The organism is Neisseria sp. P0007.S010 (genome assembly GCF_051962875.1).
Taxonomy (GTDB): domain Bacteria; phylum Pseudomonadota; class Gammaproteobacteria; order Burkholderiales; family Neisseriaceae; genus Neisseria; species Neisseria subflava_A.
On the sequence record NZ_JBQCUX010000004.1, the window covers coordinates 16,773 to 30,757 of the forward strand.

Sequence of the window (13,985 nt, forward strand, 5' to 3'; positions counted from 1 at the left end):
CTGAAAACCTTTTTTGTTTGCCTGTCCGATTTTAAAACTTCACGTTCACGCCGCCGGTAAAGCTGCGGCCCATTTGCGGCGTATCAGAGAGGAAGCTGCTGTGGGCGTAAACGGATTGGTTGAGCAGGTTGTCGGCTTTGACATACCAATTCCACTCACCATAGCGCGTATTGCGGCGGTAGTTTGCACCAAGGTTGAGCATATGGTGTCCGGGCGTGCGCGTTTCGTAGCGGGCGAGTTTGTTTTGGGCGAACACACGGTAGTAGTCCAAATTGGCATCGATGCGGTCGGTCAGTGCGGCTTTCAGATGGACGCCGAGGCGCGCAGCCGGAACGCGAGGGGCGTTTTGGTTATCCTGTGCGATGAAAGGACGGTTGCCGTAGGCATCTTCCCTGCCGGGTAGGGAAGGCAGGTTTTTCAGACGGCCTCGTACATAGTCGCCGGAAACGCCGATGCGGTAGCGCGGTGTCGGTTTGAAGTAGATTTCGCCTTCCGCGCCGTAGAAGTCGGCGCCGGATTGGTTGTAGCGCACGAGCTTCATTTCGCTGTCGTCTTCGATGGATTTGGGACCGCGTCCGTCGTTTAAGGTTTGGGCGTAAATGTAGTTGCCGAAGCGGTTGCGGTAGAGTGCCAGATTGTATTGCCAGCGGTCGCCTTCGTAGCCCAGTGCGAGTTCGATATTGTTGGAACGCTCTTTGTTGAGGTGTTTGTTGCCGACTTCAAAGGTATTGGTAGCGACGTGCTTGCCGTGTGCGTACAGCTCTTGCGTTGACGGCAGGCGTTCCTGATGGGAAGCGGTCAGGCTGAGTTTGTGTTGGGGCGTGAAATACCAGTTGCCCGAAAGTGCGAACGAACGGGCGGTTTGGCGGTGCGCACCGAGGTCGGGCAGGGGCTGGTTATAGTAGTTTTCCCGATCAATCAATGCTTTGTCGTACTGGATGGAGGCTTTTTGTTTTTCCACGCGTACGCCGCCTTCGAGCGTGAAGTTGTCCCAGTTTGCCTGTTCTACACCGAAAAAGCTGTAATGGCGCACATTGTTGTCAATCAACATCGGTTGTTGGACGGTTTCGGGAATGGCGGAAAGCGCGCTGGATTTTTGTCCCAAATATTGCACGCCCCAGCTGCCTTTCAGACGGCCTATAGGTTGGTGGCGCAACTCGATACGGGCGTTGTGTGTTTTGTTGTTGAAGAAGTTTTCTACTGCATCGCCTGCTTTTTCGTCGTGGTGGTAGTCGTTGCGGTTCAGATGTACGCGCAGGGCTTCAAAACCGGGGAGAGGCAGCTTCCATTCGGCGCGGAGTTCGTAGCGTTTGTTGCGCAGGTCTATCCACGGTTTGCCGTTGTGGGCATGGGCGTGTGCATCATCGTCGTCGTGAAAGCCGCAGCTCAAGCCCGGATTGTCGTAATCGACGTCTTCTTCGGTCAATAGGTGCGGATAAAGCTGCAAATAGCGTTTGTTAATCAAACTTTTCTGCCAGATGATGTCGGCGTGGCAGTCGTCATAGAGATGGCTGTGGGCAGGCAGGCCGTAGCGGTCGCGACGGTCGCTGTACGCTACGCCGAGAAAACCTTTATCCCCAACCCAAGACAGGCCGATGCTGCCTGTTTTTGAATCGGCATGGCTGTCGGTCAGTCGTTTCAGACGGCCTTCTTCTTTTTGATAGCGCGGTACGGCATAATCGCCCGATTTGCGGTACAAGCCTTCGGTATGCAGCACGAAGTTGTTGCCCAGTCCGATATTGATGCCTGCGGATGTTAGTTTTTCCAAATTGCCGCTGCTCAAACGCAATCCAGCTTCGCCCGATACGCCGTTTTCAGGCATTTTTTCGGGGATTTTGCCATCGGCAACATCGACCAAACCGGCTACATTGCCCGAGCTGTACAAGAGCGTAACCGGGCCGCGCAGGATTTCGACCTGTTGCGACAAGGCGCTGTCCACCATCAGGGCATGGTCTGGCGAGAAGTCCGCCATGTCGCCCGTTTCGCCGTGATGGTTCAACACTTTAATCCGTCTGCCCGTCTGCCCGCGAATGACAGGAGCGGATGCGCCGCCGCCGTATTGCGAAGCATGAATGCCCGGTACGCCGTCCAAAGCATCACCCAAGTTGACGGCTTTTTGGCGCAAGGTATCGCCGGAGATGATTTTGTCGGAGGCGGTCGAAGCGTGCAGCAGCCCCGACGTTGCGCGCGGACGGCTTTTGCCGACGACGGTAACCTCGTCCAAGTCAACCGACTGCTCGGTTTCATGCGCTTGGGAGAGGATGGGGGTGCTGATTAAAAGAATAGATAAAACAATGGGCTTGAGTGTGGTTTGTGTCATTTTAGTTTCTCATCATATTTCGAAAGGCTGTTATTATATAACATTGCGTCATTTATATGATAAGATTTTTGAGAAAAAAGGCCGTCTGAAAACGAAGCGTGGTTTTCAGACGGCCTTTGTCGTGTATGCAGGTTTAAATGAAAATGGAACAATCTTTCTGCTGCCTGGTTTTATTAAGACAGAAAATCACGGCAGATTATTTGCTTTCATTGAAAGCATTACTTGGTTTCGGCGGCTTTAGCACCTGCGGTTTCTGCAATCAAATCCAAGAATACCAACGGTTTTTTGCCGATATTTTTGAGTGCGTGGGATTGGCCGGGGCGGGCGATGGTAATGTCGCCGGCGCCGACTTCGGTTTGGTTGCCTTCGCTGTCGGTAAACAGGCCTTTGCCGGATACGATGATGTAGACGTCTTCATTGCCGGTATGTTTGTGCTGACCGATGGAAGCGCCCGGCGGTAATGTGAGCCAGCCGATTTCTTTGAATGCGTCTTGTTCTGCGGTTTGATGGCGCGTGAAGGCAAAGCTGCCGAGTAGCGGGCCTTGACCTCCGGCTGCATTTTCGCGGTTCCATTCGGCTAAGTCGGCTTTTTTATACACTTGGATGCTGCGGTCGGTGGGGGCGGTTTGTTCGGCAGCTTGAGCACTTATGGATGTGCCGAGCAGAAGGGCGGCAGATAATGCGGCAAATAGTGGTTTCATGGTGGTTCTCCGTTTGTCAGGTTGAGTCAGATAATGCGGATTCCGTTTTCAGACGGCCTGCGGGGTTGAAACGATTAACCCCGCAGGCTTCCCCCAAGATTTATTTCACATTGCGCAGATAGTTCAACAATAAAGGAACAGGGCGGCCGGTTGCGCCTTTTTCACCGCCGGATTTCCATGCTGTACCTGCGATGTCGAGGTGTGCCCATGGATAGTCTTCGGTGAAGTAAGACAAGAAGGTGGCGGCGGTAATCGTGCCTGCACCCGGCGTGCCGATGTTTGGAATGTCGGCAAAGTTGGATTTGAGTTGGTCTTTGTAGGTTTCAAAGAGCGGCAGTTGCCATGCTTTGTCGTCCACGTTGCGGGAAGCGGCCAGCAGACTGTCGACCAAATCTTGATTGTTGCCCATCACGCCGCTGACGTCATGACCCAGGGCGATGATGCATGCGCCGGTCAGGGTGGCGACGTCGATAACGGCTTTGGGTTTGAATTGTTCGGCGTAAGTGAGCGCGTCGCACAAAATCAGACGACCTTCGGCATCGGTGTTCAACACTTCGATGGTCAAGCCTTTCATGCTTTTTACGACGTCGCCCGGTTTGTTGGCCGCGCCGGAAGGCATGTTTTCACAAGTGGCGACGACGGCGATGAGGTTGATCGGCAGTTGCAGTTTGACGGCGGCGCAGAAGGTGCTGATAACGGTTGCCGCGCCGCACATGTCAAACTTCATTTCGTCCATGTTCAGGCCGGGTTTGAGGGAAATGCCGCCAGTGTCGAAGGTAATGCCTTTGCCGACCAATACTACAGGTGCGGCTTCTTTGTCGGCTGCACCGAAATAGCTCAGTTCGACCAAATATGGATCCTCGACGCTGCCTTTGGCGACAGACCAGAACGAACCCATGTTTTCTTTGATGTAGTCTTTTTCAATGATTTTGGCGTGTGCGCCCAATTTTTCGGCTTCGGCTTTGGCAGTACGCGCGAGGAATTCAGGCGTGCATTCGTTGGGCGCGGCATTGCCCAAGTCGCGGCAGAGGCTTTGTCCGTAAACCTGCGCTTCGGCAACGCGCAGGGCTTCTTTGACGGCGGCTTCGTGTGCGCTGTGGAACACGGCTTCTGCAAATTTGGCCGGTTTGGCTTCTTTTTTGTAGCGGTCGAAACGGTAGGCGGCATTGCCGAACGCAATCGCAAACGCTTCGGCAACGGCTGCGGCTTGCGCTTCTTCAAAGGCATGAACGTCCACATTGACCGTTTCTTGATTTTGCGCCCATTTGGCGGCTTCGGCTGCGGCTTTGTTCAACGCGGCGCGGTCGGTTTTAGCGAGGCGGGCGACGGCAATGGCTTGCAAACCGTTGTCCGTCGGGATTTTGGTGTCGGCGAAATTTTGACCTTCTTCAAGGGAAGCGAAGAGGGCGAGGGCAGTCGGGTTGCTCAGTTGCGATGCTTCGGCGCAGACAAATAATTGCGCACCTGTCTGTTGAGCCTGCAAAGTTTCGGCTTTTGTGCTAAATTTCACGTTTATTCTCCTGATTGGAACGGTTGTCGGTGGTTCAGACGGCCTGTTGACCAGCCGTCCGAACAGATGAAAATCATTGTACTCCATTTGTGTCATGCCGTCTGAAGCCTTATTAATAAATATAGGTTTCCCATAAACCGTATACCACGCTCAATCTTATGATTTACCAAAGAAACTTTATTAAAGAACTTTCCTTTACCGCCGTCGGCATCTTTGTCGTTCTCTTGGCGGTATTGGTGTCCACGCAGGCCATCAACCTGCTTGGCCGTGCAGCCGACGGGCGTGTCGCTATCGATGCCGTGCTGGCCTTGGTCGGCTTCTGGGTAATCGGCATGACCCCGCTTTTGCTGGTGTTGACCGCATTTATCAGTACGTTGACCGTATTGACCCGCTACTGGCGCGACAGCGAGATGTCGGTCTGGCTTTCCTGCGGATTGGCATTGAAACAATGGATACGCCCGGTCATGCAGTTTGCCGTGCCGTTTGCCATTTTGATTGCCGTCATGCAGCTTTGGGTGATGCCGTGGGCAGAGTTGCGCAGCCGCGAATATGCCGAAATTTTGAAGCAGAAACAGGAATTGTCTTTGGTGGAAGCCGGTGAGTTCAATAGCTTGGGCAAGCGCAACGGCAGGGTTTATTTTGTCGAGACCTTCGATACCGAATCCGGCATCATGAAAAACCTGTTCCTGCGCGAGCAGGATAAAAACGGCAACGACAATATCGTTTTTGCCAAAGAGGGCAATTTTTCGCTGACCGACAACAAACGCACGCTTGAATTGCGCGACGGCTACCGTTACAGCGGTACGCCCGGCAAAGCCGATTACAACCGCGTTTCTTTCCAACATCTCAGCCTGATTATCAGCACCACGCCCAAACTCATCGACCCTGTTTCACACCGCCGAACCATTCCGACCGCCCAACTGATTGGCAGCAGCAATCCCCAACACCAAGCGGAATTGATGTGGCGTATTTCCTTGACCGTCAGCGTTTTGTTGCTGTGCCTGCTTGCCGTGCCGCTTTCCTATTTCAATCCGCGCAGCGGCCACACTTACAATATCCTGATTGCCATCGGTTTGTTTTTGGTTTACCAAAACGGGCTGACCTTCCTGCGCAATGCTGTGGAAGACGGCAAAATCCATTTTTGGCTCGGACTGCTGCCTATGCACATCATCATGTTTGTGATTGCCGTCGTCCTGCTGCGCGTACGCAGTATGCCTAGCCAACCCTTCTGGCAGGCGGTTGCCAAAAGTCTGACATTGAAAGGCGGAAAATGAACCTGATTTCACGTTACATCATCCGTCAAATGGCGGTTATGGCGGTTTACGCCCTCCTTGCCTTCCTCGCTTTATACAGCTTTTTTGAAATCATTAACGAAGTCGGCGATCTTGGAAAAGGCAGCTATAACGGCGCAAAATTGGGGCAGTATGTTTTAATGCAGATGCCTGCGCGCGCATATGAACTGATGCCGCTCGCCGTTTTGATCGGCGGCCTGATTTCCCTCAGTCAACTGGCTTCCGGCAGCGAGCTGACCGTTATCAAAGCCAGCGGCATGAGCACCAAAAAGCTGCTGTTGATTCTGTCGCAGTTCGGTTTGATTTTCGCCATTGCCACCGTCGCACTTGGCGAATGGGTCGCCCCCACGCTGAGCCAAAAAGCCGAAAACATCAAAGCCGCCGCCATCAACGGCAAAATCAGTACCGGCAATACCGGCCTTTGGCTGAAAGAAAAAAACAGCATCATCAACGTGCGCGAAATGTTGCCCGACCATACGCTTTTGGGCATCAAAATTTGGCAGCGCAACGATAAAAACGAACTGACTCAAGCGGCAGAAGCCGAATCAGCGGTTTTGAATTCCGACGGCAGCTGGCAGCTGAAAAATATCCGCCGCAGCATATTGGGCGAAGATAAAGTCGAGGTATCCACTGCCGCCGAAGAAAACTGGCCGATTTCCGTCAAACGCAACCTGATGGATGTATTGCTCGTCAAGCCCGACCAAATGTCTGTCGGCGAATTGACTACTTATATCGACCATCTGGAAAAAAACAACCAAAATACCCAAGTCTATGCCATCGCATGGTGGCGCAAGCTGGTGTATCCCGTAGCCGCATGGGTGATGGCGCTTGTTGCCTTCGCCTTTACGCCGCAAACCACGCGCCACGGCAATCTGGGCTTGAAACTTTTCGGCGGTATCTGCCTCGGTTTGCTGTTCCACTTTGCCGGACGGCTCTTCGGCTTTACCAGCCAGTTGTACGGCGTTCCGCCGTTTTTGGCCGGTGCCTTGCCGACGGTTTTGTTTGCGCTGTTGGCGGTGTATCTGATACGCCGTCAGGAAAAAAGATAAGGCAAAATAAACTTCAGGCCGTCTGAAAGGCAATCTTCAGACGGCCTGAGTATTTTGTGTGCAAAAAACAAAATGCTAAAGTAAAATAATACCTTTCCAAACCAATGCGGCTATTGAAAATGTCCCAAACCATCTGCTTGAATATGATTGTCAAAAACGAAGCGGCAATCATCGAAGAAACACTGGCCAACATCACCGACCACATCAAACTTGACTACTATGTCATCAGCGACACCGGCTCGACCGATGATACCGCCGGCGTGATCCGCCGCTTTTTCGATGCAAAGGGCATCGCAGGCGAGATTCATCATGATGGTTGGCAAAATTTTGCATACAACCGCAATCAGGCGTTGAAACACGCAAAAGGCAAAACCGATTATGTGTTGATTTTTGATGCGGACGACCGCTTTGAAGGTAAATTGGAATTGCCCGAGCTGACCGCCGACCGTTACCGCCTCCGCATGAGAAATGCCATGGGCAGCGTGGTTTATTATCGTCCGCTGTTGTTGCGCAATGACGGTACATTCTACTGGCGCGGCGTGTTGCACGAGTTTATCGAAACCGACAAACAAGATACCAGCGAAGCCACGCTTCATGGTGACTATACGGTTCTCAGCGGCCGTTTCGGCGCACGCAGCAATATGGCGAATAAATATCTGCTTGACGCGGTTTCTTTGGAAAAAGCGTTTTACAGCCCTGAAGATGAAGACCTGAAACCGCGTTACGCCTTTTATGCGGCACGCTCTTATTGGGATTCTGATATGCCCGAGCGTGCGAGCGAATGGTTTAAAAAACGCATCGAGTTGGGCGGTTGGATCGAGGAAGTAACGGTTTCTTACCAACAGCTGGGAGAGTGCTACAAATTAATGGGCAAACGCGATGAAGCCTTGGCGACTTGGTTGGCAGGCTACGATTACAACCCGCACCGTGCCGAGTGTCTCTACCTCGCGCAAACCATGCTGCGTCAGGAAGGAAAATACCGCATTTCCCATGCGATTGGCCTGATGGCGAAACGCATTCCTTTCCCGAACGACGATATTCTTTTTGTCCAAAGCAATGTTTATCAGTTGGACATCGACTATGAATTGTCGGTTACCGCCTATGCGGCCGGCGATTTGCGCCAAGGCTATGAGTCTTGCCGACACTTGCTCTTGTTGAATGTACGCGAGGCATTGACCACGGTGACCATGCAAAATATGTGGCTCTACCGCGAACACGCGCAAACCGAAACGCGCGAAGTGTTGGAGCAGCTGGTGGCCGTAATGCAGCCTTATGCCGCGCAGGGCGGACGTTTGGCAGAAGTGACCGAATATTTTGCCGATATTTTGAAAAACCGTTAATCAGGACTTTGACCCAGCCGTCAGGCCGTCTGAAAGGAAATTTTTTGAGTAAGCGCAATCTGTTTTCCGTCGATAAATCTTTGGAAAAGCCCGAACGCGTCCTCTTGGTTGGCGTGATGCTGACGGCGGACTATTCCGGCGCAAACGAAACGCGCGAGCGCGGCTTTCAGACGGCCTTGACCGAAGCGGCAGAATTGGTAAACGCGGCCGGCGGTGATTTGGTTTCTATCGAAACTTCACGTCGCGATAAACCGCATCCGGCTTTGTTTGTCGGTACGGGCAAGGCGGAAGAGTTGGCGGCAGTGGTGAAGCAGCATGATGTCGGGCTGGTCGTGTTCAACCACGAACTCACGCCGACACAAGAGCGTAATCTGGAAAAAGAGCTTCAATGCCGCGTCCTCGATAGAGTGGGTTTGATTTTGGCGATTTTTGCCAAACGCGCCCAATCGCAGGAAGGTAAGTTGCAGGTGGAGCTGGCTCAGTTGAACCATTTGAGCGGACGGCTGATACGCGGTTATGGACATTTGCAAAGTCAGAAGGGCGGCATTGGCTTGAAAGGGCCGGGTGAAACCAAGCTGGAAACTGACCGCCGCTTAATCGGACAGAAAATTACGGCATTGAAAAAGCAGCTTGCCGATGTCCGCAAACAACGCGCCACACGCCGCAAATCGCGCATGAGCGGCCGTCTGAAAACCTTTGCCATTGTCGGCTATACCAACGCCGGAAAATCCAGCCTGTTCAACCGGTTGACCAAAGCGGACGTATTGGCGAAAGACCAGTTGTTCGCCACTTTGGATACCACCGCGCGTCGGCTTTTCCTGTCGCATGAGGCGAGCGTGATTTTGACCGATACCGTTGGTTTCGTTCGCGATTTGCCGCACAAGCTGGTGTCGGCGTTTTCCGCCACCTTGGAAGAGACGGCGATGGCGGATGTGCTACTGCACGTCGTTGATGCGTCCAATCCCGATTTTGAACGGCAGATGGACGATGTCAACGAAGTCTTGGAAGAAATCGGCGCGCATGAAATTCCGCAATTGGTGGTGTACAACAAAGTTGATTTGCTGCCGTCGGGTGTGCGTGAAGCAGGCATTTTGCGCGACAATTCCGGACATGCCGTCGGCGTGAATGTTTCCGTCGCCGAAAGTTTGGGCTTGGATGGTTTGCGCGAAGCGATGATTGAATTGGCCGTACAGCCAAGTGATTGATAGTATGGAATGAAACAAGGCCGTCTGAATATTCAGACGGCCTTACCGTAAAATTTTAAATCCGAGGATTATGCCGACAGAGGGCTTTTCTTTTTGAACACGCTTTCGTAAAGCATCCAAGCGGCGAGGCTCAGGTATACGGTGCTGGATAAAATGCCGATAACGGCGAAGATAGGCATAAGGCGATCAATCATGGTGAGGTTTCCCAATAAGTTAGTTTTATAAGTAAATGTGTGTTTTTTATTTCCGTCTTCGCGGAATGCCTAAAGTATGCTGCTTAAATGGATTGAGGTCAATAAAAAATATATTTGAATTTTTAAAAAAGTTCCATTTTTACATTAAAATAATTGGAAGTTTTTAAAGATAAACGGTATTTATATGTTACCGTTCATCATATGATAAACGGTCAATGCTTTGTTTTCCATATTTTTTATAAAACTCGACAGTCTATTAATTCAAAAGTAAATGAAATGAGGCGGAAAAACGCTTTTTGCTAAAATGTAACACCCTGAAACGATTGTTTCAGGCCGTCTGAAAAATAAATCGAACACATTATGACATCTTCCACACATCCCCAAAAAAACTGTTTCCATTGCGGACTTGAAGTCCCGGAACATCTGCATCTGACGGTTCGTTTTGAAGACGAAGAACACGAAACTTGCTGCGCCGGTTGCCAAGCGGTGGCGCAGAGTATTATTGATGCAGGTTTGGGCAATTATTACAAACAGCGTACTGCAGACGCGGAAAAATCTGAATTGCCACCACCGGAAGTGTTGTCGCAATTAAAGCTGTACGATTTGCCCGAAGTGCAGGCTGATTTTGTCGAGGTTGGCGCAGGGGATGAGCGCGAGGCGGTGTTGATGCTGGGCGGCATTACCTGCGCCGCGTGTGTGTGGCTGATTGAACAGCAGTTGTTGCGTATGAAGGGCGTGGTGCGCGTGGATTTGAATTACAGTACCCACCGCTGCCGCGTGGTGTGGGACAGCGCCCACATTGAATTGTCGGACATTTTGCTGAAAATCCGCCAAACCGGTTATACCGCCGCGCCTTATGACGCGCAAAAAATCGAAGTGCAGGCTCAGAAAGAGCGCAAACAGTTTATCGTCAGATTGGCTGTGGCCGGTCTGGGTATGATGCAGACGATGATGTTTGCCCTGCCGACTTATTTTTACGGCGGCGACATCGAGCCGCTTTATTTGGAAATCCTGCATTGGGGCGGCTTTTTGATGGTATTGCCCGTTGTGTTTTACAGCGCGTTGCCGTTTTACCGCGGCGCATGGCGTGACTGGAAAAACCGCCGTGTCGGCATGGATACGCCGATAGCCATTGCCATTGTGATGACCTTTATCGCCGGTATTTACAGCCTGGCTACCAACGCAGGGCAGGGCATGTATTTTGAATCCATCGCCATGCTGCTGTTTTTCCTGTTGGGCGGGCGTTTTATGGAACAGATTGCCCGACGCAAAGCAGGCGATGCGGCGGAGCGGTTGGTCAAACTGGTTCCGGCATTCTGCCACCGTTTGCCGTCTTATCCTGAAAGCGAAGCCATCGAGGAAGCCGCGGTCGTCTGCCTCAATATCGGCGATACGATTGTTGTGAAGCCCGGCGAAGTCATTCCGGTGGACGGTACGGTTTTGTCCGGCGAGAGTGAAGTTAACGAAGCCATGTTGACCGGCGAAAGCCTGCCCATCGTGAAAAGGCCGTCTGAAAAAGTAACCGCCGGCACGCTCAACACCAGCAGCCCTTTAATCATCCGAACCGACCATACCGGCGGCAACACGCGCCTGTCCCATATCGTCAAACTGCTCGACCGTGCGCTGGCGCAAAAACCGCGTGCCGCCGAGTTGGCCGAAAAATACGCGTCCAGCTTTGTGTTTGGCGAACTTTTGCTTGCGATTCCTGTTTTTATCGGCTGGGCTTGGTATGCAGACGCACACACCGCCTTGTGGATTACCGTTGCCCTGCTGGTCATTACCTGTCCGTGTGCCTTGTCGCTTGCCACACCGACCGCGCTGGCCGCTTCGACCGGTGCGCTTGCCAAAGACGGCATTCTCATCAGCGGCAAACAAAGCCTGGAAACGCTTGCCCAAATTGACGATGTTGTGTTCGACAAAACCGGTACGCTGACCAAAGGGCAGCTTTCCGTCAGCCGTATGTTGTCCGCAGGCCGTCTGAACGAAGCTCAAGCCCTTGCCGTTGCCCAAGCATTGGAACAGCAATCCGAACACCCCATCGCCCGTGCCATTTTGAACCATACGCTTTCAGACGGCCCCATATCCGCGCTTGATGTGAAAGTGCAGCAACGGATCAACCGTATCGGACACGGCGTCAGCGCGCAAATCGAATTTGATGGCGAAATCCAAGTTTGGGCTTTGGGCAAAGCAGCGTTTGTTTCGGAAATTGCCGGTAATCTGCCTGAAGCATTTGCCCATATCGACCACACAGGCAGCATTATTTTCTTGGGCAATCAAAGCGGTTTTCAGACGGCCTTTTTGCTGGAAGACCAAATCAAAGACAGCGCCGCTGAAATGTTGCAAAACCTGAAACAACACGGCATCCGTCTGCACCTTTTAAGCGGCGACCGTCAAGCTGCCGTAGCCCAAGTCGTGCAAGAGCTGGGATTGGATGCCTATCGTGCCGAAGCCACGCCTGAAGACAAGCTGGCTTATGTAGAAAATCTGCAAAAACAAGGACGTAAAGTCATGATGATCGGCGACGGGATCAACGATGCCCCTGTCCTTGCCCAAGCAGACGTATCGGCAGCCGTGGCAACGAGTGCCGATGTGGCGCGAGACGGGGCCGATGTGGTTTTGCTCAATGATGATTTGAACGTTTTGCCCGTGATGATGGAACAGGCACGCCGCACCCATCAAATCATCCGCCAAAACCTGACTTGGGCGAGCGCATACAATCTGGTTGCCGTTCCGCTGGCCGTGTTTGGTTACGTTACCCCGTGGATCGCCGCGCTCGGCATGAGTTTCAGCTCGCTGCTGGTGTTGGGCAATGCCTTGAGATTGTTGAAAACCAAAAAGGCCGTCTGAAAACGGCAAATTCATTGCCTAAACGAAAGAATACGCCATGCCTAAAGCTACTTTTTATACACACGTCGCCCAGCCGGCCGCCTTTGCCTGTCGCTTGATTTCGCGCGCCATACGCGATGGCGGGCAGATTTTGGTGTGGTCGGATTCTGCCGCGGCAGTACAGCAACTAGATGTTGATTTGTGGCAGCAGATTCCCGAAAGCTTTATTCCGCATGAAGTCTGGCTGCCTACCGACCCCATGCCGTCTGAAACGCCGGTATTGCTTGCATTTGGAAACGCATTGCCGAATATTCCGCAGGATTGCACGGTTTTGAACCTGTCTACCGATTTTTGGAGCCAAGCCCCGGTCATTCCAAACCGTATCCTTGAAATTGTCGGCAACAGCTTAGAAGATTTGGCCGAAGCCCGAGACCGTTTCCGAGCTTATCGTCAGAGCGGATTTGAGATTGAGCATTTTTCGAGAGAAGGGAAGGATTGAGTATTGAAGATATTCAAGGCTGTCTGAATATAAATAAAGGGACATTTTGATGATGTCCCTTTCTGCTATTTATTGGAAACAATAGGCTTATTGGGAGTATTTTTTGCCTAAAGCTTCGGCAGCTTTTTGTACTTCTTGATTGGCTGCACGCAGGGTTTCTTGCAATTTTTGAGATTTTTCTTGGAAATCATTGGCAAATTTGAGTGAATCTTTATCTTTGCCGTTGATAGTCAGCTCAGAAGCATGCTTACCTGCATAAATCATCAGGTTGTTGGCAGCACTGCTGACTTGTATAGTTCGGTCTAAAACTGCTTTGATTTCAGGATCTTTGATATCGAGGGCAGCTGCGCTCTGATGGAATTGCTCCAGTGCATCAGTCAATTTTTTCATCTGCTCTAAAGTCTCGGCTTCTTTACCTTGGCTGGCCAGTTGTTGCAATTCTTGTCCCATTTTGCCGATGTTTTGTGCTTCTTCACCGGTGGTGAAATGAATGAATTTTTGTAATTCGGCAAGACCTTCTGGAGATTTTTTATCGGAAATGACGATAGGTTCGGCCAGTTTAGGATCTGCTTCCGGGAATTCGCTCAGGGCTTTTTCGTATTTGTTGGCCGGGCTAGATTCGCTTTGGGCAACTTGTTCTGCCGGTTTGTCGCTGCTGCCTTTATTGCCGGAGTCACCGCAGGCTGCCAGCAGGGAAGCGGACAAGATCAGCATACCGAATTTGTTTAATACGTTCATATTAGGATTCCTTCTTAAGTTAGGAGAAAATTGGGGGAAATTTGTTTTTATTGATGAGCGTAGATAAATGTTTGTACTTTTGTTCTATTTTATTACAGATTTGTTTATTTTTCTCAAATTAGGTTAAGTGGTATGTTTTTGGAATTAAACGGCGAAGGTGGATAGTTGTAAAATATTGAACATATAATGAAATTAATAAGGGTAATAATAAGCCAGGCTACACTGTTTTGAGCTAAAGTAGATTTTTTTATTAAGATGTTGTTGATTTATGTAATGGAAATAAAAAAGGCCGTCTGAAACAATAAAGTTTC

At 51.2% G+C, this 13,985-nt stretch carries 11 protein-coding genes; 6 read left to right on the forward strand and 5 right to left on the reverse strand.

Going from position 1 to position 13,985, the window contains the following annotated elements:
* Positions 1–31 precede the first annotated feature (31 nt).
* The 3 genes from znuD to ACTHR7_RS03870 form a co-directional block, all read right to left on the reverse strand.
* Entirely contained in the window at positions 32–2,320 is a 2,289-nt protein-coding gene (znuD, locus tag ACTHR7_RS03860) for a TonB-dependent zinc receptor ZnuD (protein WP_070713369.1), read from the reverse strand.
* Between the two features lie 218 nt (positions 2,321–2,538).
* Positions 2,539–3,021, reverse strand: a complete 483-nt coding sequence (locus ACTHR7_RS03865; protein WP_440370351.1) for a cupin domain-containing protein — start codon at positions 3,019–3,021, stop codon at positions 2,539–2,541.
* Between the two features lie 100 nt (positions 3,022–3,121).
* Complete coding sequence (locus ACTHR7_RS03870; protein WP_440370352.1) at positions 3,122–4,531, reverse strand: leucyl aminopeptidase; 1,410 nt, start codon at positions 4,529–4,531, stop codon at positions 3,122–3,124.
* 158 nt (positions 4,532–4,689) lie between these two features.
* On the opposite strand from ACTHR7_RS03870, the gene lptF reads away from it, so the two are divergent.
* The 4 genes from lptF to hflX all read left to right on the forward strand — a co-directional run bounded on the left by lptF (position 4,690) and on the right by hflX (position 9,417).
* Positions 4,690–5,805, forward strand: a complete 1,116-nt coding sequence (gene lptF / locus ACTHR7_RS03875) for an LPS export ABC transporter permease LptF (RefSeq protein ID WP_004519285.1) — start codon at positions 4,690–4,692, stop codon at positions 5,803–5,805.
* Positions 5,802–6,872, forward strand: a complete 1,071-nt coding sequence (gene lptG / locus ACTHR7_RS03880) for an LPS export ABC transporter permease LptG (RefSeq protein ID WP_285070614.1) — start codon at positions 5,802–5,804, stop codon at positions 6,870–6,872. The genes lptF and lptG overlap by 4 nt, the downstream gene beginning before the upstream one ends.
* Before the next feature lie 119 nt (positions 6,873–6,991).
* Positions 6,992–8,212, forward strand: coding sequence for a glycosyltransferase (locus ACTHR7_RS03885; RefSeq protein WP_293203830.1), 1,221 nt, complete (start codon positions 6,992–6,994; stop codon positions 8,210–8,212).
* Between the two features lie 44 nt (positions 8,213–8,256).
* The gene (hflX, locus tag ACTHR7_RS03890) at positions 8,257–9,417 is read left to right on the forward strand and encodes a GTPase HflX (protein WP_107868065.1); all 1,161 of its coding nucleotides are present in this window, start codon (positions 8,257–8,259) and stop codon (positions 9,415–9,417) included.
* Positions 9,418–9,485: 68 nt separating this feature from the next.
* Here hflX and ACTHR7_RS03895 read toward each other — a convergent pair whose 3' ends face one another.
* Positions 9,486–9,611 carry a hypothetical protein gene (locus ACTHR7_RS03895; protein WP_003678791.1) on the reverse strand — a complete coding sequence of 42 codons (126 nt, stop codon included), beginning with the start codon at positions 9,609–9,611 and terminating at the stop codon, positions 9,486–9,488.
* Positions 9,612–9,971: 360 nt separating this feature from the next.
* On the opposite strand from ACTHR7_RS03895, the gene ACTHR7_RS03900 reads away from it, so the two are divergent.
* Together ACTHR7_RS03900 and ACTHR7_RS03905 are read left to right on the forward strand one after the other, a co-directional pair.
* Positions 9,972–12,458 (forward strand): heavy metal translocating P-type ATPase, encoded by a 2,487-nt coding sequence (locus tag ACTHR7_RS03900; protein ID WP_440370353.1) that lies wholly within the window; start codon positions 9,972–9,974, stop codon positions 12,456–12,458.
* 37 nt (positions 12,459–12,495) lie between these two features.
* Positions 12,496–12,936 carry a DNA polymerase III subunit chi gene (locus ACTHR7_RS03905; RefSeq protein ID WP_440370354.1) on the forward strand — a complete coding sequence of 147 codons (441 nt, stop codon included), beginning with the start codon at positions 12,496–12,498 and terminating at the stop codon, positions 12,934–12,936.
* Between the two features lie 87 nt (positions 12,937–13,023).
* On the opposite strand, the gene ACTHR7_RS03910 is transcribed toward ACTHR7_RS03905, so the two are convergent.
* Positions 13,024–13,674 (reverse strand): hypothetical protein, encoded by a 651-nt coding sequence (locus ACTHR7_RS03910; RefSeq protein ID WP_070583625.1) that lies wholly within the window; start codon positions 13,672–13,674, stop codon positions 13,024–13,026.
* Positions 13,675–13,985: the final 311 nt, after the last annotated feature.